This is a genomic window from Nocardia sp. NPDC003693 (assembly GCF_053981095.1).
Genome location: NZ_JBSFNO010000014.1, coordinates 162,904 through 186,903 on the forward strand (window position 1 = coordinate 162,904; position 24,000 = coordinate 186,903).

Here is a 24,000-nt window from a genome sequence, read left to right on the forward strand (position 1 = left end):
GCACGCGCCGCGGGTCTACCAGCGGGGGGTGAGGGCGCCGAGCGCGCCGAGCGCCACCGCGGCGGCGGTGGAGGTGCGCAGCACCGTGGGCCCGAGCAGCACCGGCCGGGCGCCCGCCTCGGACAGCAGCGCGATCTCGGACTCGTCGAGGCCGCCCTCGGGGCCGACGATCAGGATCACCTCGCCGGCGCCGTCGAACGGCAGCTCGGTGAACCGGCCCGCGCCGGACTCGTGCAGCGCGGCCACGATCGCGCCGCGCGCGACCGCCGACCGCACCAGTTCCACGAGGTCGCGGGTGGCGTGCAGGTCGGCGACGTCGGGGATGTAGGCGCGGCGTGATTGCCGCGCGGCCTGTTTGGCGGCGGTGCGCCATTTCTCGACGGCCTTGTGCGCCTTGTTTTCCCAGTTGGAGACGCAGCGCGCGGCCTGCCACGGCACGATCGCGTCCGCGCCCGCCTCGGTCATGAGCTCGACCGCGAGTTCGGAGCGATCGGACTTGGGCAGCGCCTGCACCACGGTCACCCGCGGGGTCGCGGGGGCGGCGACCCGGTGCTCGAGAACCTTCAGCTCGAGCCTGTCCTTCTGTGCCGCAACCACTTCGGAGTCGGCGAGGACGCCGTGCCCGTCCGAGAGGGTGATCGCCTCACCCACCCGGATGCGCCGGACGGTCGCCGCGTGCCGGCCTTCCGGGCCGTCGAGTACGGCGGTCGCGCCCGGCGCCGGGACCTCGTCGAGGTAGAAGACGGTGGCGGCCAAGGGATCAGCGTCCGCTGAAGGACGCGCGCAGGCGGGCGAACAGACCGCTGTTGTGCTCGGACTGCGTGGAGAGCACCTCGGTGCGCTCGTTGGGGCGCAGGCCCTTGTACTTGCGCAGCAGGTCGGTCTGCTTGGCGTCGAGCTTGGTCGGAATGACGATGTCCAGGTGCGAGATCAGATCGCCGCGCGAGTTGGCGCGCAGTTTGGGCATGCCGTGTCCGCGCAGCACCGACACCTCGCCGGGCTGGGTGCCCGCGGGGATGGTCAGCTCGACCGGGCCGTCGAGGATGGTGTCGACCACGACCGTGGTGCCCAGCGCCGCGTCCACGATCGGCACGCGGATGGTGCAGTGCAGGTCGTCGCCGTCGCGCACGAAGGTGTCGTGCGGCTGTTCCACGATCTCGATGTAGAGGTCGCCGGCGGGACCGCCGCCGGGGCCGACCTCGCCCTGGGCGGCCAGGCGCACGCGCATGCCGCTGGCCACGCCCGCCGGGATGGGGGCGGCGATCTCGCGGCGCGAACGCACGCGGCCGTCGCCGCCGCACTTGCGGCAGGGGTCCGGGATGGTCTCGCCCGCGCCGCGGCAGGTGGGGCACGGCCGCGAGGTCATGACCTGGCCGAGGAACGAGCGCTGCACGGTCTGCACCTCGCCGGCGCCGCCGCAGGTCTCACAGCGCACGGGCGCGGAGTTGCCGTTGGTGCCCGCGCCGTGGCACAGGTCGCAGGTGATGGCGGTGTCCACGGTCAGGTGCTTGGTGACACCGACCGCGCACTCCTGTAGCGAAAGCCGGGTGCGCAGAAGCGAATCCGCGCCGGGCTGCACGCGGCCGCGCGGCTTGCGGGGGTTGCCGCCCTGGTTCATGCCGCCGAAGAACGCTTCGAAGACGTCGCCGAGGCCGCCGAAACCGGCGCCGGAGAATCCGCCGCCCATGCCGCCGCCGGAGTCGAGCGGGTCACCGCCGAGGTCGACGATGCGCCGCTTCTCGGAGTCGGTCAGCACCTCGTAGGCGGTCGACACCTCGCGGAACTTCTCCTGCGCCTCCGGATCGGGGTTGATATCCGGGTGCAGCTCACGCGCCAGCTTGCGGTAGGCGCGCTTGATCTCCTGGTCGGTCGCGTTACGTGCGACGCCGAGCAGTGCGTAATAGTCCCGTGCCACTTGCGCTCTCTAGTCCTGTTTCGTCTCCGCTGGCTCACCGTTCGGCGAGCACCTCACCGATGTATCGGGCGACGGCCGCCACCGAGGCAATTGTCCCCGGGTAGTCCATGCGCGTCGGGCCCAGTACCCCCATTCCTCCCAGAACGGTACCGGGCATGCCGTAGCCGGTGGACACCACCGCCGTCCCGCGCATCTGTTCGACCTTGGTCTCCTCCCCGATCTGGACGGTCACGGTGCCCTGCTGCTGCGAGGCCGCCAGCAGCTTCAGCACGATGACCTGCTCCTCGAGGGCCTCCAGAACCGAACGCAGCGAACCCGGGAATCCATTCCCGGCGAAGTCTCCCGCATTGCGGGTGAGATTGGCGGTACCGCCGAGCACGAGTCGCTCCTCGGGATGCTCGACGAGGGTTTCGACCATGACGGTGGAGACGCGAACCAGGACATCGCGCAGCCGCGCCGGGGAGTGTTCGGGCAATTCGGCCACCGAGGCCGAGGCCGAGGCGAGGCGTTTGCCCTCCATGGCCTTGCCGAGCATTCCGCGCAGGGCGGCCAGGTCGTCGTCCGCGATGACGTTGCCCAGATCGACCAGGCGCTGATCGACCCGGCCGGAATCGGTGATGACGACCAGCAGCAGGCGCGCGGGGTTGAGCGCGACGACCTCGATGTGGCGCACGGTCGAGGCCGAGACGGTCGGGTACTGCACCATCGCGACCTGGCGGGTCAGCTGGGCCAGCAGTCGCACGCCCCGGCGCAGCACGTCGTCCAGGTCGACGCCGCTCTCCAGGAATTCCATGATCGCCCGGCGCTCGGCGTTGGACAGCGGCTTGACCTCGGAGATGTGGTCGACGAACTGCCGGTAGCCCTTGTCGGTGGGAATGCGGCCGGAGCTGGTGTGCGGTTGTGCGATGTAACCCTCGGCCTCGAGTACCGCCATGTCGTTGCGCACGGTGGCGCTGGAGACACCGAGATTGTGGCGCTCGACCAGGGTCTTGGACCCGATGGGTTCCTTGGTCGAGATGTAGTCCGCGACTATTGCCCGCAGGACCTCGAGCCGCCGTTGTTCCGTGGTCGACATGGGGCCCACCTCCTCGCTCGCGTTCGGTTCGCCCGTACGCACGAGCGTCCCGGATCGATCGAGTCCAGTTTAGTTGCCCCCGGGCAAATTGCCTGTACGCCCGGCTCGAGGCCGGGCGTATCGGGTTCCGGTGCGGGTCAGCGGTTGAGCCAGCCGGTGGCTTCTGGGCCCGCGCCCGGCTTCCATTTGATGCCGCAACCCAGGCTCGGCGTATGTGGTTCGGGCACCGGGTCGCCCGCGAGGACGAGTTCGACCGCGGCGCGCAGCTCGACGCCGTCCGCGGGCTCGGTGTTGCCCGGGGTGGCGGCGTCGAACCGGCCGCGGTAGGCCAGTTTCCGGTCCGCGTCGTACAGGAACAGGTCCGGTGTGCAGGCGGCGCGGAAAGCCTTTGCCACCTCTTGTGTTTCGTCGACGAGGTACGGGAAGTCGAAGCCGGCCCGCAACACCTGCTCGCGCAGATGCGTGGCGTCGTCGTCGGGATAGTTCTCGGTGTCGTTCGAACAGATGCCGACCGTGACCAGCCCCCGCGCCCGGAACTCGGCGGTGAGCGCGCCGAGCGCGTACTCGATCCGCCGCACGTACGGACAGTGATTCGACAGGAACACCACCAGCAGCGCGGGCTGCCCGTCGAAGGCGGCGAGCGAGAATTTGTTGCCGTCCAGTGCGGGGAGTTCGAAATCCGGTGCCGGAGTGCCGATCGGGTCCATGTTCGATTCGAGCGCCATGTTCCCCAGTGTGCCCGATCTCCGGGATTTCAATACTGTTGCTGGTCAGCGCGGTTGGCTGCGGGCTAGCTCGGTCCGCCGAAGAAGGCTCGCAGGTCCGTGACCAGCAGGGCGGGGGTTTGCATCGCCGGGAAGTGGCCGCCGACCTCGAAGTCGGTCCAGCGGGCGATCGTGTTCAGTTGTTCGGCGAAGCGGCGGATCGCCAGGTCGCCGGCGAAATTGGCGACGGCCGTCGGGGTCGTGGAGTGGGTCGGCGTGTGTGGGGAGTGCAGGGACTCGTAGTACATCTGGGCGGAGGAGCTGCCGGTGTTGGTGAACCAGTAGGTGGCGACCGTCGCGAGCATGTGGTCGCGGTCGACGCGGACCTCGAGGGGGCCGGGGCCGCCGGTCCAGGCGTGGAACTTCTCCACCATCCAGGCCAGTTGGCCCGCCGGGGAATCGGCCAGGGCGAAGCCGAGGGTGTGCGGCCTGGTGCCCTGGATCTGGAAGTAGCCGCTGCCGTCGGAGAGGAAGGCGGCCAAGTGCGCCAGGCGTTTTCGTTCCACGTCGGTGAGGGCGGGGACGATGTCGTCGGGGACCGGGCCGTACGGGATGAAGCCCAGGGTGGCGGCGTTCACGTGCACCCCGATCACGCGGGCGGAGTCGACGCGGCCGAGATCGGGTGCGATGAACGCGCCGAAGTCGCCGCCGTGCACGGCGTAGCGCGGATAGCCCAGGCGGCGCAGGAGTTCGGCGTAGGCGCAGGCGATGCGGTGGCTGTCCCAGCCCGCGTCCGGCGCGGGACCGGAGAAGCCGAAGTTGGGGTGCGAGGGGATGATGAGGTCGAACGCGGGTTCGCCGGCGGGCGGGTCGCGCAGCGGTTCGATGACCTCGAGGAATTCCAGGACGGTGCCGGGCCAGCCGTGCAGCAGGAGCAGCGGTATCGCGCCTGGGTGCCGAGAATGTATGTGCAGGAAATGAATTCGGGCGCCGTCGATGACGGTGGTGTATTGCGTGTACGCGTTGAGCCGCCGCTCCCAGGCCCGCCAGTCGAAGCGCTCGGCCCAGTACCCGGCTAGTTCCCGCAGGTAGTCGACCGGCGCACCTCGCGCCCAGCCGACGCCGGGAACCTGTGCGGGCCAGCGGGTTTGCTCGAGTCGCCGCCGCAGATCCCGCAGCTGCGCCGGCGGGATCTCGACCTGGAAAGGAACTAAGTCCTCGTCGAACATGGCGATGGCGTCAGCGTAGCCCCGTGTTCGCGCGGCTGTGGCCGATTACCGCACAGCCGCGGGGCACACGCGGACGATGCCGGGGCGCACCGCCGCCGACCGCCACCGCTGGGACCTCCGGTGCGCCGCGGCAGCCGATCCCGTGGACAGCGTCGAGGTGCGTGCGTGAAGTCGCGGTGCCCACCGCGGCATGAGCGGCGGAGGGCAGACCGAGCCTGCGATACGTGCCGGGGACGCACCCGATGCCGCGAGCGCCGTCGCAGATCGGCGTTGCGGACACTCAGCGGCACGAGTGGCAGCGCGGTCGGCGCCGAGCGCGGGCGCGCGAATTGCCTGGTCCGCGAGCTTGCGCCGACGCGGGTCGAAGGAAGGGATGCGGTGAACCGGTCAGGTGAGGAGCGTGCGGACGACGGCATCGGCGAGGAGGCGGCCGCGGTCGGTGAGGATCAGGTTGCCGTCGCGGGTCAGCGCCAGGCCGTCGGCCACCACGCGTTCGGCGGCGCGGCGGCCGTCGGCGTCCAGGTCGGCCATGGGCAGGCCGGTGCGCAGGCGGGCGGTGAGCATCACGCGTTCGGTGTACCGCTCGTCGGAGGTGAGCGCCTCCCAGCCCGCGGCGGGCAGGCCGCCGGTGGCGACCCGATCCGCGTAGCGCGCAGGGTGTTTCACGTTCCACCAGCGCGTGCCGCCGATGTGGCTGTGCGCGCCGGGTCCCGCGCCGAGCCAGTCGCCGCCGTCCCAGTAGCCGAGGTTGTGGCGGCAGCGGGCGCGGTCGTTCGCGGCCCAGTTGGAGACCTCGTACCAGCTCAGGCCCGCGGCCTCGAGGCGGGAGTCGATGCGCTCGTAGCGCGCGGCGAGGATGTCGTCGTCGGGTGCGGGCAGTTCACCGCGCCGGACGCGGCGGGCCAGGGCGGTGCCGTCCTCGACGATGAGCGAATAGGCCGAGACGTGGTCGACCCCGGCGGCCAGGACCGCGTCGAGGCTGGCGTCGAGGTCGCTGTCGCGCTCCCCCGGCGTGCCGTAGATGAGGTCCAGGTTCACGTGCTCGAATCCGGCGGCGCGGGCTTCGAGCGCGGCCGCCACGGCCCGGCCCGGCGTGTGTGTGCGGTCGAGCACCTTCAGCACGTGCGCGGCCGCCGACTGCATGCCGAGCGAGATGCGCGTGAACCCGCCGTCCAGGAGTCGTTCGAAGAACTCCGGCGAGGTGGATTCGGGGTTGGATTCGGTGGTGATCTCGGCGTCGGCGGCGAGGGTGAAGTTGGCCCGCACGGCGCGCAGCACGTCGGCGAGCCCGTCCCCGCCCAGCAGCGACGGCGTTCCCCCGCCCACGAAGATCGTCTCGACCTCCGGCGTATCACTGGGCAACGCGTCGAATCGCGCTGCGGCGACGGCCAATTCCCCGCGCAACGCCTCGAACCACGATTCCGGCGAGGCCGAGGTCCCCAACTCCCCCGCCGTATAGGTGTTGAAGTCACAGTACCCGCACCGCGTGGCACAGAACGGCACATGGACGTAGATCCCGAACGCCCCGCCCCCGAAGTCCCCGAGCACCGGTTCGGCCCGCTCATCCGCCGCCGACACGGCCACGCTGCTCGAACTCACCGAAGACGTCACCCCACCAGTGTGACCGGAGGCCCACATCACACCGCACGCGGACCGACCCGCGGCGCAGCGCGGGAATTCCACGAGCTGCATGAAGACCGGGGCCGGCCCGGGGAACCACACGAAATCTCCACGGGATCTCCGGGGATCGGTGGTGGAAACCGGGGGCGGGTGGCAATAGCGTCGGCGGGGTGCAGCATGTGTGGGAACTGTGGGGCGGGGTCCTGATCGGGTGGGGCGTGCTCGTGCCGGTCGCGGGCGGGATCGGGTGGGGAGTTTTTCGGTGGCGGGTGCGGCGCGGGGGCGAGCGGGGGCGAGCGCTGCGATGGGGGCTCGCCGAGGTGGGGATCGTGGTCGGGACGCTGCCGTGGGTGTGGATGATCCTCACGCCGTTGGAGGGGGGTGCTCGGGGGGTCAACCTGGTTCCGCTCGTGGATCTGATCGACACCGTCGCGGAGGGGTCGTTCAACAGCTTCGTGCAGGTGAGTGCCAACCTCGCGGTGTTCGTTCCGCTGGGATTGCTGTTGCCGCTGCGGTTTTCGCGGTTCGCGGGGGTGGGGCGGATGGTCGCGGTGGGGGCCGCGCTGTCGCTGGGGCTCGAGATCGCGCAGTACGTCCTGGATCTGGGCCGGTACTCGTCGGTGGACGACGTGCTGATGAACGCGGCGGGGGCGGGGATCGGCGCGGCGCTGGGGCGGGCGCACGGGTCGCGGCGGGCGGCGGGGCGGTCGTACAGTACGCGGGTGCTGCTCCGGATGGGCTGGGCGACAGGGGGATCGAATGTGGGATGACGGCGCGGACTTCGAGGCGGTGACCAGGCACGCGATCGACGCCGACGCGATCGCGGTGGTGGACGAGGGGTCGGTGGCGCCGGTCGTCTACGAGATCCCGATGCCGAAGGTGCGCCCGGACGGCCCCAATTTCGCGCGGACCTTCTGCGGGGTGATGTTCGCGCGGGCGCTGATCTGGGATCCGGTCGCGGTGCAGCCGCCGACCAGGCACCTCGCGCACCTGACGATGACGACGCTGACCGGCCGGTTCCGCGAGCAGGGCATCGCGGCGGGCTTCGACAGGTTCGATCGGGTGCCGGGCTGGCGGTCCGCGTTCTGGTGGGCGCTCATCGCCCGCGACGAGCCGGCCCTGCGCGAGCTGACCGCGTATCCGGTCGAGCGGCTGCGCGCCGCCGGCGGCGACGCCTTCGACGACTTCCAATACGACTGGGCCGAACTGCTGCAGACCGCCCGGGCGCACGGCCCCGAATACGTCGCCGATCGCGCCTACGCGCTCGAGACGACGAGCCGGGTCGGCGCCCAGCGGCCGGTGGATCTGCTGCTGCGCCCGAGCATCGAGGTCTTCGCGCGCTTGGCGGCCGGTGATCAGAACGGTTTCACGTGGGCGCTGACCAACGCGCTGCGTCAGCACCGGGCGTTCTTCGAGCAGGAACCGTGGTCGACCGACCCCGAGGGCGTGATCGCCCTGCCGCTGCTGGGCCTGGCCTGCTGGGCGCACGATCGCGGACTCCGCGTCGAGGTCGAATCCGAGTACCTGCCCACGGGATTCGTGCGGCAACCGAACTGGGCGCGTGAATTGGCCGACGCGGCGACCGGAACCCCTTCGGGCGCAACGAATTCGGCGATGGGCTTCGGAACGGCCGCGGCGACCGTCGAATCGACGGTGCCCGGGACCGCACACGGCACCCCCGGCGACCCCACTCGCGAACGCTGACCCCACACCCGCAGGGCGCGCCCTCGAGGCGCGCCCGCGCGGCTCAGTGCTCGGCGACCGGGGTGTTCTGGCAGAAGGTGAGCAGCCAGCGCCCGTCCTCCTTGGTCATCCCGTAGAGCGGGGTGCCCTCGGCCTCGACCTCGCCGTCCAGGTTGAAGTACCGCTGCCGCACCTTCACCGCCGCCACGTCGGGCCGGATGAAGCGGACGAAGAACACCTCGTATTCGGCGTAGCCGTTCGCGGTCGAGCCCGGCAGCACCGCGCGGGTGAAGGCGGAGATCTCCTCGCGCCCGTTCAGGAACTTGCCCGCGCCGGTGGTCCAGATGGCGTCGGGATGGAACAGGTTCAGGAAGGCGTCGGCGTCCTCCGCGCGCTGTGCGGCGTTGACGGCGGCGACGACGGCGTGGATGGCTTCGAGTTCGGCCGCGGTATCGAGTTCTGACGTGGTCATGTGCCCATCTTGGAACCTCGAGTAGGGTTAAGGTCAACTGTCCAAGATCGTTTTCCGGCCGATCTATGACACCTGTCACAAATGGGGTCCGCTATCCAGGGGATTTCCCTCGAAAGTCCGGAAAATATCGCCCGGCGGTCGGAACAACCCATCTGACATGGCACAATAAGCTCCATGACCGGACTTGGGGTACGACTCGTGGCACGTCGCCATGTCGACTTCAAGCGTGTCTGCAGCGCGAGCTGTCTGGCCGGAAGCCTCCGGTAGATCAGCTCCCCTCTTCCCGGATCGACGCCAGGTTTACAGCGTCGAACTACCCCGGTTCGCTGATATCGGAGGCGTGAGTCAGCCCCTCTCGCCTGCCCGCAAGATCTTCAGGAGCGACCCTATGACGTCGAGCACCGACGCCGACAGTTCCGATTCCGTCACTCCCGCGCGCTCTGTGCGTCCAGAACGGCCCGCCGCCGAACGTCGTGTTCGCCCGGAGCGTCCCCGCGCGGCCGCCGGAGACGCGCCCGTCGCGCCGCGTGAGCGCACGGGCAAGCCCGTGCGCCGCAAGTCCGAGGGCCAGTGGGCCCTGGGCTACCGGGAGCCGCTGAACGCCAACGAGCAGTCCAAGAAGGACGACAACCCGCTCAACGTGCGCGCGCGCATCGAGAACATCTACTCCAAGCAGGGTTTCGCCTCGATCGACAAGAGCGACCTGCGCGGCCGCATGCGCTGGTGGGGTCTCTACACCCAGCGCGAGCAGGGCTACGACGGCACCTTCACCGGCGACGAGAACATCGATCTGCTCGAGGCCGAGTACTTCATGATGCGCGTGCGCTGCGACGCCGGCGCGCTGAGCGTGCGCCAGCTGCGCACCCTCGGGCAGATCTCCACCGAGTTCGGCCGCGACACCGCCGATCTCTCGGACCGGGAGAACGTGCAGTACCACTGGATTCGCATCGAGGACGTGCCGGAGATCTGGCGACGCCTGGAAGAGGTCGGCCTGCAGACCACCGAGGCGTGCGGCGACTGCCCGCGCGTGGTGCTGGGTTCCCCGCTCGCGGGTGAGTCCTTCGGCGAGATCCTCGACCCGACCCCGGCCATCGACGAGATCGTCAAGCGCTACATCGGCAAGAAGGAGTACTCCAACCTGCCGCGCAAGTTCAAGACCGCCATCTCCGGTCAGCAGGACGTGGTGCACGAGATCAACGACGTCGCCTTCGTCGGCGTCGAGCATCCCGAGCACGGTCCGGGCCTGGACCTGTGGGTCGGCGGCGGTCTGTCCACGAATCCGATGCTCGCCCAGCGACTCGGCGCATGGGTGCCGCTGGCCGAGGTGCCGGATGTGTGGGAGGCCGTGGTCTCGCTGTACCGCGATTACGGGTACCGCCGCCTGCGCACCAAGGCGCGCATCAAGTTCCTGGTCAAGGACTGGGGCGTCGAGAAGTTCCGCGAGGTGCTCGAGACCGAGTACCTCAAGCGCAAGCTGATCGACGGTCCCGCGCCCGCGAAGCCGGAGCGTCCCATCGACCACATCGGCGTGCAGAAGCTGCGTAACGGCCTGAACGCCATCGGCTTCTCCCCCATCGCCGGCCGTGTCTCGGGCACCATCCTGAGCAAGGTCGCCGACCTGGTCGAGTCCATCGGCTCGGACCGGATCCGGTTCACCCCGTACCAGAAGCTCATCGTGCTGGACGTGCCGGACGACAAGGTCGACTGGCTGATCGACGAGCTGAAACCGCTGGGCCTGCACGGGCGTCCGTCGCAGTGGCGCCGGAACCTGCTGGCGTGCAGCGGTATCGAGTTCTGCAAGCTGTCCTTCACCGAGACCCGCAAGCGGTCCCAGGTGCTGGCTCCCGAGCTGGAGCAGCGCATGGCGGACATCAACGCGAGCATCGACGTGCCCATCACCGTGAACATCAACGGCTGCCCCAACTCCTGCGGTCGCTCGCAGATCGCCGACATCGGCTTCAAGGGCATGCTCGTCGACGACGGCGAGGGGAATCAGATCGAGGGCTTCCAGGTTCACCTCGGAGGCAGTCTCGGGCTCGATTCCGGCTTCGGCCGCAAGCTGCGCCAGCACAAGGTGACCAGCGTCGAGCTCGGTGACTACATCGAGCGCGTGACGCGCAACTTCGTCAAGAACCGGGACGAGGGTGAGCGTTTCGCGGTGTGGGCGGTCCGCGCCGACGAAGCGGATCTGCGGTAGTTGGAGGAGACAGCAATGACGACGACCAAACTCGCCGAAACCGACCTACGCGCGCTGGCGGAGAAGGGCGCGGCCGATCTCGGGCCGAACGCCACCGCGCAGCAGCTGTTGCAGTGGACCGAGGAGAACTTCGGCTCCAACTACATCGTGGCCTCCAACATGCAGGACGCGGTGCTGGTTCAGCTTGCCGCGCAGGTGCATCCGGGTGTGGACGTGCTGTTCCTCGAGACCGGCTACCACTTCGCCGAGACCATCGGCACCCGCGACGCGGTGGAGATGGTCTACGGGGTGAACGTGGTGAACGTCGAGCCCGAACACACTGTCGCCGAACAGGATCAGCTGCTGGGCAAGGACCTGTTCGCCCGTGACGCCGCCGAATGCTGCCGGCTGCGCAAGGTGGTGCCGCTGACCAGGTCGCTGGCCCCCTACAACGCCTGGGTCACCGGCATCCGCCGTGTGGAGGCCCCGACGCGCGCCAACGCGCCCCTGATCTCCTATGACGAGGGCTTCGGGCTGGTGAAGATCAACCCGATCGCCGCCTGGTCCGACGAAGAGATGGCCGAGTACATCGAAGCCAACGGCATCCTCGTCAATCCCCTTGTGGAGGAGGGATATCCGTCCATCGGTTGCGCCCCGTGCACACGGAAGCCGGAACCGGGATCCGATCCGCGAAGCGGCCGCTGGGCCGGCCTCGCCAAGACCGAATGCGGGTTGCACGCCTCATGACTTCTACCGTGACCGAATTCGATACTCTCGCCGCGCTCGAGAGCGAATCGATCCATATCTTCCGCGAGGTGGCGGGTGAGTTCGAGCGACCGGTGATCCTGTTCTCCGGTGGCAAGGACTCGACCGTGCTGCTGCACCTGGCGCTCAAGGCCTTCTGGCCCGCGCCGCTGCCGTTCGCGCTGCTGCACGTCGACACCGGGCACAACCTGCCCGAGGTGCTGGCGTTCCGCGACCACGTGGTCGAGAAGTACGGCCTGCGACTGCATGTCGCGTCCGTGGAGGATTACCTGGCCGACGGGCGGCTCACCGAGCGCGCCGACGGCATCCGCAATCCGCTGCAGACCGTGCCGCTGCTGGACGCCATCAACGAGCACCGCTTCGACGCGGTGTTCGGCGGTGGCCGCCGCGACGAGGAGCGCTCGCGCGCCAAGGAGCGGATCTTCTCCCTGCGCGACGCCTTCGGTCGCTGGGATCCCAAGCGGCAGCGGCCCGAGCTGTGGAACCTGTACAACGGCCGGCACGCGCCGGGCGAGCACGTGCGCGTGTTCCCGATCTCCAACTGGACCGAGCTGGACATCTGGCGCTACATCGCCCGCGAGGACATCGAGCTGGCCTCGATCTACTACGCCCACGAGCGCCCGGTGTACCAGCGCGACGGCATGTGGATGACCCCCGGCGTGTGGGGCGGTCCGGCCGAGGGTGAGGAACTGTCGGTCAAGTCGGTGCGCTACCGCACCGTCGGCGACGGATCCACCACCGGCGCAATCATTTCCGACGCGGCCGACAACGAGGCGATTCTCGCCGAGGTGGCGGCCTCCCGGCTCACCGAGCGTGGCGCGACCCGAGGGGACGATCGCGTCTCCGAGGCCGCCATGGAAGACCGCAAGCGAGAGGGTTACTTCTGATGTCCGACCTATTGCGACTGGCGACTGCCGGATCGGTCGACGACGGGAAGTCCACCCTGGTCGGACGCCTGCTGTACGACACGAAATCCGTTCTCGCGGACCAGATCGACGCGGTCACCCGCGCCTCGGTCGACAAGGGTCTGTCGACGCCGGATCTGTCGCTGCTGGTCGACGGGCTGCGTGCCGAGCGTGAGCAGGGCATCACCATCGACGTGGCGTACCGGTACTTCGCCACGCCCGCACGGTCTTTCGTGCTCGCCGACACCCCGGGGCACGTGCAGTACACCCGGAACACGGTGTCCGGCGCGTCCACCGCGCAGCTGGTGATCCTGCTGGTCGACGCGCGCAAGGGCGTCATCGAGCAGACCCGCCGCCATGCCGCGGTGATGGCGCTGCTGGGTGTGCCGAAGCTGGTCCTCGCGGTTAACAAGATCGACCTGGTCGATGATCCGGCGGGTGTGTACAAGCAGATCGTCGCCGAATTCTCGGAGCTGACCGCCAAACTCGGCTGGGACGCCGAGGATGTGGTGGAGATTCCGGTCTCCGCGCTGCACGGTGACAACATCGCCTCGCGCTCGGAGAACACCCCGTACTACGACGGGCCCTCGCTCATCGAGCACCTGGAGTCGGTGCCGGTGGACGCGGACAGCACCCGGCACGAGGTCGGCCTGCGGTTCCCGGTGCAGTACGTGATCCGCCCGCGCACGGCCGAATACCCGGACTACCGCGGCTATGCCGGTCAGGTGGCGGCGGGCACCGTGCGCAAGGGCGACGAGGTCATCGTGCTGCCCTCGGGCACGCGGACCACGGTCGAGCGCATCGACACCCCCAACGGCGAGCTGGCTTCGGCGCAGCCGGGCCGCAGCGTGACGCTGATCCTGGCCAACGATGTCGACGTCTCGCGCGGCGACACGATCGTGGCGGCGGCGGATGCTCCCGAGCCGGTCGATTCCTTCGACGCCACCGTGTGCTGGCTCGGCGACAAGCCGCTGCGCCCGGGCGCGCGACTGCTGCTCAAGCACGGCGCGCGTACCACGCAGGCGATCGTCGGCGCGCTGATCGAGCGTTTCGACGAGCAGAACCTGGCCGCGGACCCGCAGCCGGAGTCACTGGCGCTCAACGACATCGGCCGGATCTCGATCCGCGTGGCCGAGCCGATCGCGGCGGACGACTACAGCATCAACCGCTACACCGGCAGCTTCCTGCTGATCGATCCGGCGGGCGGCAACACCCTGGCCGCGGGCCTGGTCGGCGACGCCCTGACCGCGGTCGAGGTCGGCACGGAAGTCGGACTCTGACATGAGTTCGCCCGGCAGCGGCGCGTTCTCGACCGCCTCGCTGCCGGTCGCCCTGCGCCACAGGCACTTCCGGTCCCTCGCGGCCGCACGCCCGGCGCTCGTCGCGGTGGCCCACGGCAGCCGCGACCCCCGCTCGGCCGCGACCATGCACGCGGTCGTGGCGCGGATCGCCGCCGCCCGCCCGGATCTCGAAGTGCGCCTGGCCTTCCTGGACCTGAGCATCCCGTCGATCGATCAGGTCGTGGACGAGATCGCCGCCGCGGGCCATTCCCACGCGGTGGTGGTTCCGCTGTTGCTGGGCAGCGCCTTCCACGCCCGCGTGGATCTGCCCGAGCTCCTGGCTGCCGCCGGTGACCGCCACCCGCACCTGCGCCTGACCCAGGCCGACGTCCTCGGCCCGGATCAGCGTTTGATCGCCGCCCTGCGCGACCGGGTGCTCGAACAACTCGGCGATTCGAACCCCGATCGCCCGGGGATCGCGGTGGCCGCCGTCGGCTCCTCGTCGGCCGAGGCCAACGCCCGGACCGCCGAGGTAGCTCGTCGGCTCGGTGCGCTGACGGGCTGGGACACCGAAATCTGTTTCGCCACCACCGAACCCACGGTTACCGAGGCGGTGTCCGCCCTGCGCGAGCGCGGAGCGAACCGGGTCCTGGTAGCCCCCTGGTTCCTCGCTCCCGGGCTGCTCACCGACCGGCTCCTGCATGCCGCACCCGAACCCGTGCACGCGCGGGTCATCGGCGCGCATCCCGCGCTGACCGAGATCGTGTGGAACCGGTACGACGACGCCGCGACGGCCTCACTCGTTCGCTCGGCCTGATCCGGCCCCCCGGCCGGTGCCCGATAGGGTGGGGCCGTGATCAAAGCTGCGGTGTTCGATGTGGGTGAGACGCTGATCGACGAGACCCGGATCTGGAGTCGGTGGGCGGATCGGCTCGGGGTGCCCGGGTTCGCTTTGATGGGGGCCATCGGCGGGATGGCGGCGACCGGGCGGCCGCTGACCGACGCGTTCGAACTGCTCCGCCCCGGCATCGACCTCGACGCCGAGCAGGAGGCGTGGGCGCTGGCCGAGCCCGACAGCCTGCGCAACAACTTCGACGCCGACGACCTCTACCCGGACGTGGTGCCGTCGCTGGCAGAGCTGCGCAGCCGCGGGGTGCAGGTGATCATCGCGGGAAACCAGCCCCCGCAAGCGAAGTCGGCCCTGGAGAAAATGGAACTCCCCGTCGACGCCATCTACACCTCGGCCGAATGGAACCTGGAGAAACCGGACCCGGCCTTCTTCGCGAAAGTCGCCGAAGTAGCCGGCGTGAAATTCCGCGAAATCTGCTACGTGGGCGACCGGGTCGACAACGACCTCCTGCCCGCGGCCGCCGCGGGCATGGTCCCCGCCCTCATCCGCCGCGGCCCCTGGGGCTACCTGCACTCCGAGCTTCCGCAGACCTCCCACGGAATAGTCATCGACTCCCTCGCCCAGCTCCCCGACGTCCTCGCACCGAAGTAGCACGAGACGGACAGCCTCGGCGGTATCCGGTAGGGAGCCGGCGGGATCAGGTTCGCACCGACCGGTCAGAAGCTGCCGGTGCTGGTTTGATCAGCGTAAGGGTTGCCGGTGTCGTTGCAGCCGTTGGTATTCGGATCCTCGGCCGGTGGGGGTGGGGTGCCGATCGGCGCGGCGACTGTGTTCACCGTGTAGGTCACGCTCGTGCCGGCCGCGGTCGCGACGATGCTGTGTGTGCCCACCGTCTTCGGAACCCAGATGACATCGATGGTCACGGAGCTGAACACCCTGCTCGAGCCGGTGGAGTCTTTGTTCCCTATCCGCCAGAAGGCGGCGAAGCACTGCCCGTTGTCGGTGAAGACGATCCGATTATCGAAGTCGGCTCCGCCGTGCTCCGGCATGGTGATGCGGTATTCGGTCCCGGTCACGTAGCCGCCGGGAGGGGCTGCTTCCAGGCTCATGTTGATTTCCGCGGCAGCGGCGGAGGGCGCCACCATCGCTACTGTCGTGGCCATCAAAGCGGTTGCACTCCAACCGATTCGCCGCCTCGGTCCACTGTTCGCACTCATCCGTCACTCCTGCTCATCCCCGGGATCAGGGTCGCCGAACGGTAACATCGAGAGTTAGTGAAACGTCACAATTTCGGAAACTGCGGTACGTTTCGTCATACTGCCTGGTCATGCCCCGAAAACTGTGGGCACTGCGACTTCCTGAAATCGAAGCGTTTCACTCCGGATGGACGCTACTGTTCCTCGACCCGGTCTCCCCCAGGGTCGATGAACAGGAGCGACATATGAGTACCCGGACCCGCCTCGGACATCGGATCGCCGGCGGCACTTCGGCATTGGCGGCCGCCGCCGCGGCGGTCTCCCTGGCAGCGCCTCAGGCCGGTGCCGCGCTCATGCTCGAGCCAGAGCCGAATTCCGCGGGCAAGTTCGTGGTCGGCGAGTCGTATTACCTGAACTACGAGCCGAACTACGGACCCGAAGAAGGCTGGATCGTCTTCACCGACAACGACACCTGCTTCCGAGCGAGGTCGGTCATCGCCGTGCCGGGCACCGGATCCTTCAGCACGGGAATCCCGTCGGTCGGTCGGTCGACCGCCTGGAGTCCTCAGACTCCCGGCACCCACGTGCTCGAGCTCGTCCAGGGCAAGGCCACCAAGTCCGTGACCGTCACCGTCCTCCCCTCCCCTGACGGGACCCCGCCGCCCCCGCACAGCTTCGAAGGCTGCGACGACCCCCGCACCGCCAACCCGCCCACCACCGGGTCGTTCTGATCCCGTCGAGTCGTACGGATCGAGCGGTCCACGGCACGGTGGGATCGCTCGAATCCCGTGGGCACCCCGCCATATCGGAGCGCAGCGATGCCCCCGGAATTCGGGTCGGCGAAAGATTGCGGCGGGTTTGCGCCTCTGCCATTATCTGCCGATGAAGAAATCTAAGGCTGTGGTGTTCGGTGCCGCAGTGCTGTTGTCCGTGGGAATCGCCGGCTGTAGCGCGGACCAGGAGTCCTCGTCGGCCGAGACGTCGTCCGCGTCGGCCGCCACCACCACGGTCGTGTCCCCCGGCGCGGGCGAGTACGCCAATCTGCTGATCAAGGCCACCGACATCGACGCCGACTGGACCCTCAAGTCCAGCAAGGCCGAACAGAACGGCATCACCGGGATCTACGGCAACGGCGCCGGGACCGAGAAGATCACGACCGCGGTCATCGTCCAGCCGGACGCCGCGTCCGCCGTCGCGGCGGTAGCGGCGGCGAAAACCGATGTGGCCCAGAAGGCCGGCGCGGCCTTCACCCCCATCGACGTCGGCGTCGACGGCGGGATCCTGAACGGCCCCGACGGCACGACGGTCGCGATCTTCGCCGAAGGCAAGGCGTTCTCGATCATCGAGTTCAACAGCAAGACCGGCGAGTACGTCCCCGCCGAGGTGGCGGTCGCGATCGCCGCGCGCCAGGCAGCCGCGATCACGAGCGGCGTGAAGTAACCGAAGGTTTGATGTGACCCGCTGCCGGATTCCCCGGCAGCGGAAGGGTTGTCGGCTGATTCTTCTTGGACGGCTACACGCCATCGACGATGAGGCCGCGTCGTAGACCTCGGCGGAAGCGACGCACCGCAGGCTTTCCGTCACGACCCGGCGTGATCCACGAGCCGCAGCGGCACGCCGCGGCCGACTACGAACTACTCGGAGGGTTCACGGGAACAGCTGGACTGCTGGGACCTTCGGCACGCTTGTACAGCGCGTTGAAGAAGTGGTCTTCGAGGGCGCCGAACCAGGCACGGCCCGACCCTTCCGCGACGTCACCGACCAGCGTGCGTTCCTCCCCCTCCTCCTCGTCGTAGATGAGAGTCGTTGCGGGCCATCGGCCCGAGCGGACCTCGTCCAGGAGGATCTCCAGCAGCTCGGTGAAGTTGTTCGCGCACACGAAGTGCCGCTCTTCATCCCGGCCGAAGTTGATGATCTGCCCGCGAACCCCGGCCGCGTCGGGGTCCAGGTCCAGGCCGATGTAGTCGGATCTCACCGGATCCGACCACAGCGGGATCCAGCCCGGCGAGGTGTACAGCGGCCGGACCCGGCCTTTCGCCCCGGGCATTGTCGCGCCGCATGCCTGCAGCGCGTCCATGTCCTCGAACTCGCGGATCGGAACCCATTTCGACCAGCACTGCTCGATGAGGGCGGTCGACAGGAACGAGAGGGTTGGTACGCACGGCACCGCATCGTCATCGTCGCGGTCGGCGGTGGCGGTCCGCAATTGACCGTTGTGGACCATCAGCACGGCGGCCAGATCGTCCGGGATGCTCTGCCCCAGCGCCTGTTCGAGCTTGTCGATGTCGGCCCGGCTCGCGGGTGGGGCGAGGTTCTCGTATGCCCGTGGAACATTGACCCGCAGCCAGGCCATGTAGTCCTCGAACAGCTCTGTCGCACGCACGACCGGAAGGTAGCAGGCCCCACCGACCTACAGTCCTCGTCGGTCGCGCGTGGCACGATCGGGCGCATGTGGAAGGACCTGATCGGCGGGCTGTACGACGATGCCGAGTTCGGGCCGGCGGCCCAGGACACCGAATCGACGCGATCGTGATGCGGCTCGGTCAGGCGGTGCCGGACGAGTTGCGAGAGCTGTTGCGCGGCAGCGACGGTGTGCGGGACGAGTACGGTTCGGGGCTGGTGTGGTCGGCACGGGAGATCGTCGAGCAGAACATCGAGTTCCGGCGGGATCCCGAGTTCGCGCGGCTGTACATGTCTTTCGACCAGTTGATGTTCTTCGGGGACAACGGCGGCGGGGACCAGTTCTGCTACGTGCGCGTGCCCGCCGAGCGGAACACCGACGTGTTCGTGTGGGACCACGAGACCGACTCCCGCACGTGGGTCGCCAGTTCCCTTGCCGACTACCTGAATCGGCGCGCGGGCGCCGACGGGGACGACTGGTATCGGTGACCACGACGGCGTGCGCGCTCACCGATCGGCGGCGGCCGTCGAACGCGCCGCCGCGGCGTGCCGGGGAGCCGGGTCGCGCCTACCGGGTCGGGAAGCAGGGGCCCATCGGGTCGCAGGGGTTTTCGTAGGAACCGGTCATGTCGAGCAGCCAGAGCAGGTTGTGCTTGGCGATCTCCGGTGACAGCGAGCCGGATTCGAGGGAGCCGGTGCCGATCGAGCCGGTCTCCGCGGCCGCGGGGCCGTAGCCGACGGACAGGGCCGCGGCCGTCGCCGCTCCGATCACTGCGAGCTGGACGGTTCGACGCATGGATGCCTCCGAGGTATCGGCCTGCGGCGCGGTCCGATGACCGCGCGCAGGGATTCGAGTCACCTGCGAAGCTAGCCAGCCCGGGGGCGCTCGCGCAGACCCCAGATCCGTTGGCACCCGCACCGACGGCGGCCGGGCTCGCATGGCCAACCGGCCGTCCACTCCATTGCATGACATATCAAGTTCCATGTCCTATTACCGCCAGCACCCGAAACCGGCCGCGGATTGAATATGACGTGTCAAGTAAATCGCTACCGCGAGGAGAACGGGAACATGGACGCTCGGTTCGAGGGCAAGGTTGTGCTGATCACCGGGGCCACCTCGGGGGTCGGGGAGGCGGTCGCGCGGCGGGTCGTCGCCGAAGGGGGTGCGGTCGTGTTGGGAGCCCGGGGGAAGGAAGCCGGGGACCGGCTGGTCGAGGAGATCGAGGGTCGGGGTGGGCGGGCCTTGTTCGTGCCTACCGACGTGACGGTCGAGGCGGACGTCGAGCGACTGACGTCGGCGGCGGTCGGCGAATTCGGGAGGCTGGACGGGGCTTTCAACAACGCCGGAGCCATCAACGCGTTCGGGGCGGTGCAGGACATCGAGGCCGGCGGGTGGCGGGCGGACATCGAACTGAACCTGACGGCCGTGTATTACGGTCTGCGGCATCAGGTTCCGGCGCTGCTGGCCTCGGGCGGGGGCGCGATCCTCAACAACGCTTCCAATCTCGGCGTCGTCGGAATGGCTTCGGTCGCACCGTATGTGGCGGCCAAGCACGGTGTCATCGGGCTCACCCGCGCGGTCGCGCTGGAGAACGCCGAGCACGGGCTGCGGGTGAACGCCATCGTCTCCGGCGCCATCGACACCCCGGCCTTCCGCGCGTCCATGGGCGCCACCCCCGAGGGCGAGGCCGCCATCGCCGCCCTGCACCCACTCGGCCGCATTTCACGCCCCGAGGAGATCGCCGCCTTCTGTACCTTCCTGCTCAGCGACGAGGCGTCGTTCGTCACCGGCGCGGCCCTGACCGTGGACGGCGGCTTCACCGCACGCTGAGAACCATAGGACCGCGCCGGGGCTCGGGCTTCACCGAATAGCCGAGGGGCTTTGGTCAATTCGGGTCCGAACGCAACCGGGCCCACCGTCGCGCTGGGCACATTAGGCGCGAGGGTGGGCCGGTCGCTTCATCGACAACGAGCGGGCGGGAGGCTTCCGGGTTCACCGCCCAGCACGTCGCCGTTCCTGGGTGGCGAGAGCTACTCGATCGCCACGGTCCCAGCGGGTTCGATACGGCGGTCGAATCGCAAGACCACCAACGGTTTCGGAAGCTCGGTCGCCACGGCGGCCCCCGCCCCACGCGGTTCCACAGCGCGCGCGGAGCCACCCCCACGGGACTCCCACGGCACCTCCGGCGCGGCCAACGCGCTCCGATGCCACAGGAAGAACTGATTCAACTCGGTGGGCGACTCCCCCGCCCCATCCCGAACCACCCCGGCCGCCAGCCGCTCGGCCAGCCGCCCCCGATACCGCTCCCCCGCGACGCCCGACCCGCCCAGCGCCCCGGCGCCCACCTCACCCTCGGCGTCCGCCTGCCCCGATCGCCCCGCCACGACCCGCAAATCCGGTCGCGGCCAGGCGGTTTGACGCATGGCCCGGTTGGTCGCCCTGCTCATAGTCGATGAGCTCCCGTTCCGCCGATAGCAAGCGAGCGGGTTGCGACGAGTACCCACGACGCCGCACCCGACCCGCGGACCGGAACGGACCCGCCGCGCAGGACCCCGTCAGCCGAGCCTTGCCCGACGGCCATGTGCGCGACACGCGCCACCCGAACCGAAGCCCCTGACGCAGCAGGCTCATCAATCCCACGGAGAGAGCGTTCAGTCGCGGCAGCCATGCGTATCACCAGCGGCGCAGCGTGTCCGCTCCGGATCGGCACGCCCATATCAGAACTCGCGGACCGACCGACCAGCCCAGCCACCTCCTCCGAGGCGAGGGGGGCAGCCACCGGGAGCCGGGCGGCCGGGTGTCCCGCCTCGCCGACCAGGGAATTCCTACCGGTGGACCGCGTCTCTAAGGCGCGAGACTCGACGTCCGAGGGTGCCGAGGGCACGGTACTCGGGGCGGAGTGCGTTGTGTGAGTGGGGAAACGGTGGGAGTTGGGGGCGACCGTCGGGAGCACTACTTCATGCCTCCGCCGCCGCCGGCACCACCACCGGACGCTCCGCCGCCTCCGCCCATCCCACCGCCACCCATGCCACCGCCGCCCATACCGCCGCCACGCGAGCCGCCGCCGGCGGACGCGCCACCGCCACCGCCCATGCCGCCACCGCCGGCCGAGGTGCCGCCGGAGCGGGAACCGCCGCCGGAGTTCGCGCCGCCGCCCATGCCGCCGCCCGAGTTCGCGCCCGCGCCGGAGTTGCCGCCGGGCTTGGTGCCGCCGCCGGAGTTCATGCCGCCACCGGAACTCACGCCACCGCCGGAGTTCGCACCTCCACCCGAGTTGGCCCCGCCGCCGGAGTTCGCTCCCCCACCCATGCCACCACCGGAGTTGCCACCGCCACCGGCACCGCCGCCCGCGTTCGCACCACCGCCAGCGCCGCCGCCCGAGTTCGCACCACCACCGGCACCGCCACCCGCGTTCGCACCACCACCGGCACCGCCGCCCGAGTTCGCACCACCGCCAGCGCCACCGCCCGAGTTCGCACCACCGCCAGCACCGCCGCCGGAGTTCGCGCCGCCACCGGCACCCGCGTCACCGCCCCCGGTGCCCGCACCGCCACCGGCCCCTGCGCCACCACCGGTGCCCGCGCCAGAGCCGCCGTTACCGGCACCACCACCGTCCCCGGCACCCCCGCCGGAAGTGCCACCCCCGCCGCCGGTTCCACCACCGGTCGCGCCGCCACCGCCCGCGCCCGCTCCACCACCCGTCGACCCGCCCGAAGCAGGTTCCCCGGTAACCGGACCGGGATCAGCCGGATTACCTGGCGCGGGAACGGTTCCCGGATCGGACGGCGAGCCCGGAGTCGTGCCGGGATCCGACGGCGAGCCGGGCGTAGTACCTGGGTCACCGGGAGCCCCGGGCGTCGTACCCGGATCGCCGGGAGCGCCCGGTGTCGTACCAGGATTCCCGGGGGTGCCCGGCGTCGTACCGGGCTCGGTGATCGGACCGGGCGCGCTGATATCGCCGGGACCCTGCGGGTTTCCGGGCTGCGGATTGCCCGGCTGCCCGGGCACGTTCGGCAACCCGGGCAGGCTGATGTGCGGCATCGTCCCGATCGAGATCGGCAGCTTCATGCTCCCCGGTGGGAACGGCATCGGGTTCACGAACTCCGCCGGGTTGGCGTACGTGGCGAGCTGCTCGGCCGTGCGGGTCTCGCACCGGGTTCCGGGGCTGGTGCGGTCGACCTCCACCACGGGGCGTCCGGCGAACCAGTTCGGGGTCACGGTGGCGGCCACGGGGCCGTAGCCGCGAACCGCCGCGGCGGGGGCTATGGCGTGCGGGCGGCCGCCGGGGGCGGTCGCGTCGTCGTAGACGAGGACATCGCCGAGGCTGAGGGGAATGCCGGGGGTCGTGACCCCGCCGGGCGCGGCCTGCAATCCGGGCGGGCCCGCCACCGGGCCGCCGAGGACGGTGGCCGCGGACATGGCGAGCGCGGAAGCGACCGCCGCACCGGAGAATACGGCCGCGCGCGGGGCGTAGCGCCCGATGGCCGAGCCGGTGTCGGCGCTGCGGAACGCGGCGAGGGCGGCGCCGACGGCCACGGTGTGCGCCGGATCCGGCGACATGAACACGGGCCGGCCGAGATCGGCGAGCACGGCGGAGACCTCGGCGGGCCGGGCCGCGCCGCCGATGATGAGAATGCGATCGATGTCGTCGATGACGAGTCCGGCACGGTGCACGGTGGCGCGCACCAGTTTTAGCGAATTCCGAATGTGCCAGCACCGCAGTCTGGTGGTGTCGGTGGCGGGCACCACGGCCGAAACCGGCTGTGCCGCACCGGGAGCGATACTGCGCGCGTACCGGGCGATCAGCGCGCCGAGCGGCCGCCCGCCGTAGTCGTAGGAACGCTCGGCCCGTCCGAGCACCCCGCGTTCGCCGAACTCGGCCTCGGTGCGCACCACCGCGATGTCGAGACAGTTGCCGCCGAGGTCGTAGACGAGCGTCAAACCCGCTCCGGCGGTGCCGAACTCGTGATCGAGCCATTCCACGGCCGCGACCGGCTCGGGCATGAGCTGCACGTCGGCGGCCCCGGACCAGTCCAGCGCTCGCCGCAACCGCGTGACGTGCTTGTCGGTGTAGGAGGCGGGATAGGTACTGACCGCCGGGGCTTCGGGAGCATTGGTCTCGATCAACCCGTTGACCACCGCGGCCACCAGATCCGCGGGCGACCAGATACGCCCGCCCACCACCACGGGATCCGGATCCGCGGTGAGATCGGCGAAATCGGTTACCACCGGCGCGAATTGCGGAATGCCCCCGATTCGGGGCCCGCCCGCGCTATCGAAAGTGACTGCCGTGCGCCGTACCCGTACGGCGGGCCGACTGCGATCGCCCGCCGCGGTGGCCCACACGGAGTTCACTGTGCCGATGCTCATACCAAAGCCAACAGTCATCGCCATCCCGTCAACGCACCGAGACCACGGCCTCACAGGCGTACCAACCATGTGGTCGCGGTCGTTTTCCAAACAGCGCGTTCAGGTTAGCTGGCGCATACCGGATGTGAATATCGAATCCGGAGAAAAGATTTCGTGTCCAGTAGCGAAGTTGGCGAATCCACTGGTCAGATCGATGACTCACCAAGATCGAATCAGACTGGACACCAGCGCAGTTGCGAAAACTCGCCCTTGTGGCTACACCGCAGCGAACCCTGAATTCATACCAACCGGTAGGCAACCAGTGTCCGAAAAACAAAACCGCAGTGTCAGTTTGCGCCGGTCAGAACACGATCACTGGC

At 69.5% G+C, this 24,000-nt stretch carries 24 protein-coding genes; 12 read left to right on the forward strand and 12 right to left on the reverse strand.

Translation table 11 applies throughout. From position 1 onward, the window contains the following. Positions 1-15: 15 nt before the first annotated feature. The 6 genes from ACWDOP_RS18005 to hemW form a co-directional block, all read right to left on the reverse strand. Positions 16-756, reverse strand: a complete 741-nt coding sequence (locus ACWDOP_RS18005) for a 16S rRNA (uracil(1498)-N(3))-methyltransferase (RefSeq protein WP_456345991.1) — start codon at positions 754-756, stop codon at positions 16-18. 4 nt (positions 757-760) lie between these two features. Beyond that, positions 761-1,915 (reverse strand): molecular chaperone DnaJ, encoded by a 1,155-nt coding sequence (gene dnaJ, locus ACWDOP_RS18010; RefSeq protein WP_354986026.1) that lies wholly within the window; start codon positions 1,913-1,915, stop codon positions 761-763. 34 nt (positions 1,916-1,949) lie between these two features. Continuing rightward, positions 1,950-2,990: a heat-inducible transcriptional repressor HrcA gene (gene hrcA / locus ACWDOP_RS18015; RefSeq protein WP_454201266.1), complete on the reverse strand. Its 1,041-nt coding sequence runs from the start codon at positions 2,988-2,990 to the stop codon at positions 1,950-1,952. A 137-nt stretch (positions 2,991-3,127) separates the two neighbouring features. Then, positions 3,128-3,715, reverse strand: a complete 588-nt coding sequence (locus tag ACWDOP_RS18020; RefSeq protein WP_454201267.1) for a thioredoxin family protein — start codon at positions 3,713-3,715, stop codon at positions 3,128-3,130. A gap of 65 nt (positions 3,716-3,780) precedes the next feature. Then, positions 3,781-4,923 (reverse strand): epoxide hydrolase family protein, encoded by a 1,143-nt coding sequence (locus tag ACWDOP_RS18025; RefSeq protein WP_456345992.1) that lies wholly within the window; start codon positions 4,921-4,923, stop codon positions 3,781-3,783. 387 nt (positions 4,924-5,310) lie between these two features. Further along, positions 5,311-6,615 carry a radical SAM family heme chaperone HemW gene (gene hemW, locus ACWDOP_RS18030; protein ID WP_456346024.1) on the reverse strand — a complete coding sequence of 435 codons (1,305 nt, stop codon included), beginning with the start codon at positions 6,613-6,615 and terminating at the stop codon, positions 5,311-5,313. 98 nt (positions 6,616-6,713) lie between these two features. Here hemW and ACWDOP_RS18035 point away from each other — a divergent pair, with 98 nt between their 5' ends. Both ACWDOP_RS18035 and ACWDOP_RS18040 read left to right on the forward strand, forming a co-directional pair. After that, on the forward strand, positions 6,714-7,313 hold the full coding sequence (locus ACWDOP_RS18035; protein ID WP_456345993.1) for a VanZ family protein: 600 nt from the start codon (positions 6,714-6,716) through the stop codon (positions 7,311-7,313). Beyond that, on the forward strand, positions 7,303-8,247 hold the full coding sequence (locus tag ACWDOP_RS18040) for an immunity 49 family protein (protein WP_456345994.1): 945 nt from the start codon (positions 7,303-7,305) through the stop codon (positions 8,245-8,247). The genes ACWDOP_RS18035 and ACWDOP_RS18040 overlap by 11 nt, the downstream gene beginning before the upstream one ends. 43 nt (positions 8,248-8,290) lie before the next feature. On the opposite strand, the gene ACWDOP_RS18045 is transcribed toward ACWDOP_RS18040, so the two are convergent. Then, positions 8,291-8,698 (reverse strand): SgcJ/EcaC family oxidoreductase, encoded by a 408-nt coding sequence (locus ACWDOP_RS18045; RefSeq protein WP_456345995.1) that lies wholly within the window; start codon positions 8,696-8,698, stop codon positions 8,291-8,293. Positions 8,699-9,086: 388 nt separating this feature from the next. Here ACWDOP_RS18045 and ACWDOP_RS18050 point away from each other — a divergent pair, with 388 nt between their 5' ends. From ACWDOP_RS18050 to ACWDOP_RS18075, 6 genes are all read left to right on the forward strand, one after another. Beyond that, a complete protein-coding gene (locus ACWDOP_RS18050; RefSeq protein ID WP_456345996.1) occupies positions 9,087-10,895 on the forward strand; it encodes a nitrite/sulfite reductase in 1,809 nt (602 codons plus the stop codon). 15 nt (positions 10,896-10,910) lie between these two features. Then, complete coding sequence (locus ACWDOP_RS18055; RefSeq protein WP_454201273.1) at positions 10,911-11,621, forward strand: phosphoadenylyl-sulfate reductase; 711 nt, start codon at positions 10,911-10,913, stop codon at positions 11,619-11,621. Next, a complete protein-coding gene (gene cysD / locus ACWDOP_RS18060) occupies positions 11,600-12,526 on the forward strand; it encodes a sulfate adenylyltransferase subunit CysD (protein ID WP_456345997.1) in 927 nt (308 codons plus the stop codon). The genes ACWDOP_RS18055 and cysD overlap by 22 nt, the downstream gene beginning before the upstream one ends. Further along, entirely contained in the window at positions 12,526-13,824 is a 1,299-nt protein-coding gene (locus ACWDOP_RS18065; protein WP_456345998.1) for a sulfate adenylyltransferase subunit 1, read from the forward strand. Before cysD ends, ACWDOP_RS18065 begins: the two co-directional genes overlap by 1 nt. Before the next feature lie 145 nt (positions 13,825-13,969). Next, entirely contained in the window at positions 13,970-14,641 is a 672-nt protein-coding gene (locus ACWDOP_RS18070) for a sirohydrochlorin chelatase (protein WP_456346025.1), read from the forward strand. A gap of 36 nt (positions 14,642-14,677) precedes the next feature. Then, the gene (locus ACWDOP_RS18075) at positions 14,678-15,325 is read left to right on the forward strand and encodes an HAD family hydrolase (RefSeq protein ID WP_456345999.1); all 648 of its coding nucleotides are present in this window, start codon (positions 14,678-14,680) and stop codon (positions 15,323-15,325) included. Between the two features lie 65 nt (positions 15,326-15,390). On the opposite strand, the gene ACWDOP_RS18080 is transcribed toward ACWDOP_RS18075, so the two are convergent. Continuing rightward, positions 15,391-15,837: a hypothetical protein gene (locus tag ACWDOP_RS18080; RefSeq protein ID WP_456346000.1), complete on the reverse strand. Its 447-nt coding sequence runs from the start codon at positions 15,835-15,837 to the stop codon at positions 15,391-15,393. A 278-nt stretch (positions 15,838-16,115) separates the two neighbouring features. Here ACWDOP_RS18080 and ACWDOP_RS18085 point away from each other — a divergent pair, with 278 nt between their 5' ends. Next, on the forward strand, positions 16,116-16,601 hold the full coding sequence (locus tag ACWDOP_RS18085; RefSeq protein WP_456346001.1) for a hypothetical protein: 486 nt from the start codon (positions 16,116-16,118) through the stop codon (positions 16,599-16,601). Between the two features lie 151 nt (positions 16,602-16,752). Then, positions 16,753-17,310 (forward strand): hypothetical protein, encoded by a 558-nt coding sequence (locus ACWDOP_RS18090; protein WP_456346002.1) that lies wholly within the window; start codon positions 16,753-16,755, stop codon positions 17,308-17,310. Positions 17,311-17,497: 187 nt separating this feature from the next. Here the strand turns inward: ACWDOP_RS18090 and ACWDOP_RS18095 are convergent, their stop codons facing one another. Beyond that, positions 17,498-18,253 (reverse strand): SMI1/KNR4 family protein, encoded by a 756-nt coding sequence (locus ACWDOP_RS18095; protein WP_456346003.1) that lies wholly within the window; start codon positions 18,251-18,253, stop codon positions 17,498-17,500. A 146-nt stretch (positions 18,254-18,399) separates the two neighbouring features. On the opposite strand from ACWDOP_RS18095, the gene ACWDOP_RS18100 reads away from it, so the two are divergent. Further along, a complete protein-coding gene (locus ACWDOP_RS18100; protein WP_456346004.1) occupies positions 18,400-18,759 on the forward strand; it encodes an SMI1/KNR4 family protein in 360 nt (119 codons plus the stop codon). Between the two features lie 79 nt (positions 18,760-18,838). On the opposite strand, the gene ACWDOP_RS18105 is transcribed toward ACWDOP_RS18100, so the two are convergent. Further along, positions 18,839-19,066 carry a hypothetical protein gene (locus ACWDOP_RS18105; RefSeq protein WP_456346005.1) on the reverse strand — a complete coding sequence of 76 codons (228 nt, stop codon included), beginning with the start codon at positions 19,064-19,066 and terminating at the stop codon, positions 18,839-18,841. Positions 19,067-19,339: 273 nt separating this feature from the next. On the opposite strand from ACWDOP_RS18105, the gene ACWDOP_RS18110 reads away from it, so the two are divergent. After that, positions 19,340-20,101, forward strand: a complete 762-nt coding sequence (locus ACWDOP_RS18110) for an SDR family NAD(P)-dependent oxidoreductase (RefSeq protein WP_456346006.1) — start codon at positions 19,340-19,342, stop codon at positions 20,099-20,101. Between the two features lie 200 nt (positions 20,102-20,301). Here the strand turns inward: ACWDOP_RS18110 and ACWDOP_RS18115 are convergent, their stop codons facing one another. Both ACWDOP_RS18115 and ACWDOP_RS18120 read right to left on the reverse strand, forming a co-directional pair. Continuing rightward, positions 20,302-20,655, reverse strand: coding sequence for a hypothetical protein (locus ACWDOP_RS18115; protein WP_456346007.1), 354 nt, complete (start codon positions 20,653-20,655; stop codon positions 20,302-20,304). 568 nt (positions 20,656-21,223) lie between these two features. Further along, positions 21,224-23,641 carry a hypothetical protein gene (locus ACWDOP_RS18120; RefSeq protein WP_456346008.1) on the reverse strand — a complete coding sequence of 806 codons (2,418 nt, stop codon included), beginning with the start codon at positions 23,639-23,641 and terminating at the stop codon, positions 21,224-21,226. Positions 23,642-24,000 lie beyond the last annotated feature (359 nt).

What these genes read in the sequence shown, in the direction of transcription:
- ACWDOP_RS18070 (WP_456346025.1), top strand. Translation starts at nt 13,970, where the DNA reads ATGCACGCGGTCGTGGCGCGGATCGCCGCCGCCCGCCCGGATCTCGAA.
- ACWDOP_RS18120 (WP_456346008.1), bottom strand. Translation starts at nt 23,641, where the DNA reads ATGAGCATCGGCACAGTGAACTCCGTGTGGGCCACCGCGGCGGGCGAT.
- ACWDOP_RS18055 (WP_454201273.1), top strand. Translation starts at nt 10,911, where the DNA reads ATGACGACGACCAAACTCGCCGAAACCGACCTACGCGCGCTGGCGGAG.
- ACWDOP_RS18020 (WP_454201267.1), bottom strand. Translation starts at nt 3,715, where the DNA reads ATGGCGCTCGAATCGAACATGGACCCGATCGGCACTCCGGCACCGGAT.
- ACWDOP_RS18080 (WP_456346000.1), bottom strand. Translation starts at nt 15,837, where the DNA reads ATGGCCACGACAGTAGCGATGGTGGCGCCCTCCGCCGCTGCCGCGGAA.
- hrcA (WP_454201266.1), bottom strand. Translation starts at nt 2,990, where the DNA reads ATGTCGACCACGGAACAACGGCGGCTCGAGGTCCTGCGGGCAATAGTC.
- cysD (WP_456345997.1), top strand. Translation starts at nt 11,600, where the DNA reads ATGCGGGTTGCACGCCTCATGACTTCTACCGTGACCGAATTCGATACT.
- ACWDOP_RS18110 (WP_456346006.1), top strand. Translation starts at nt 19,340, where the DNA reads ATGGACGCTCGGTTCGAGGGCAAGGTTGTGCTGATCACCGGGGCCACC.
- ACWDOP_RS18050 (WP_456345996.1), top strand. Translation starts at nt 9,087, where the DNA reads ATGACGTCGAGCACCGACGCCGACAGTTCCGATTCCGTCACTCCCGCG.
- ACWDOP_RS18065 (WP_456345998.1), top strand. Translation starts at nt 12,526, where the DNA reads ATGTCCGACCTATTGCGACTGGCGACTGCCGGATCGGTCGACGACGGG.
- ACWDOP_RS18090 (WP_456346002.1), top strand. Translation starts at nt 16,753, where the DNA reads ATGAAGAAATCTAAGGCTGTGGTGTTCGGTGCCGCAGTGCTGTTGTCC.
- ACWDOP_RS18040 (WP_456345994.1), top strand. Translation starts at nt 7,303, where the DNA reads ATGTGGGATGACGGCGCGGACTTCGAGGCGGTGACCAGGCACGCGATC.
- ACWDOP_RS18085 (WP_456346001.1), top strand. Translation starts at nt 16,116, where the DNA reads ATGAGTACCCGGACCCGCCTCGGACATCGGATCGCCGGCGGCACTTCG.
- hemW (WP_456346024.1), bottom strand. Translation starts at nt 6,615, where the DNA reads ATGCAGCTCGTGGAATTCCCGCGCTGCGCCGCGGGTCGGTCCGCGTGC.
- ACWDOP_RS18025 (WP_456345992.1), bottom strand. Translation starts at nt 4,923, where the DNA reads ATGTTCGACGAGGACTTAGTTCCTTTCCAGGTCGAGATCCCGCCGGCG.
- ACWDOP_RS18105 (WP_456346005.1), bottom strand. Translation starts at nt 19,066, where the DNA reads ATGCGTCGAACCGTCCAGCTCGCAGTGATCGGAGCGGCGACGGCCGCG.
- ACWDOP_RS18045 (WP_456345995.1), bottom strand. Translation starts at nt 8,698, where the DNA reads ATGACCACGTCAGAACTCGATACCGCGGCCGAACTCGAAGCCATCCAC.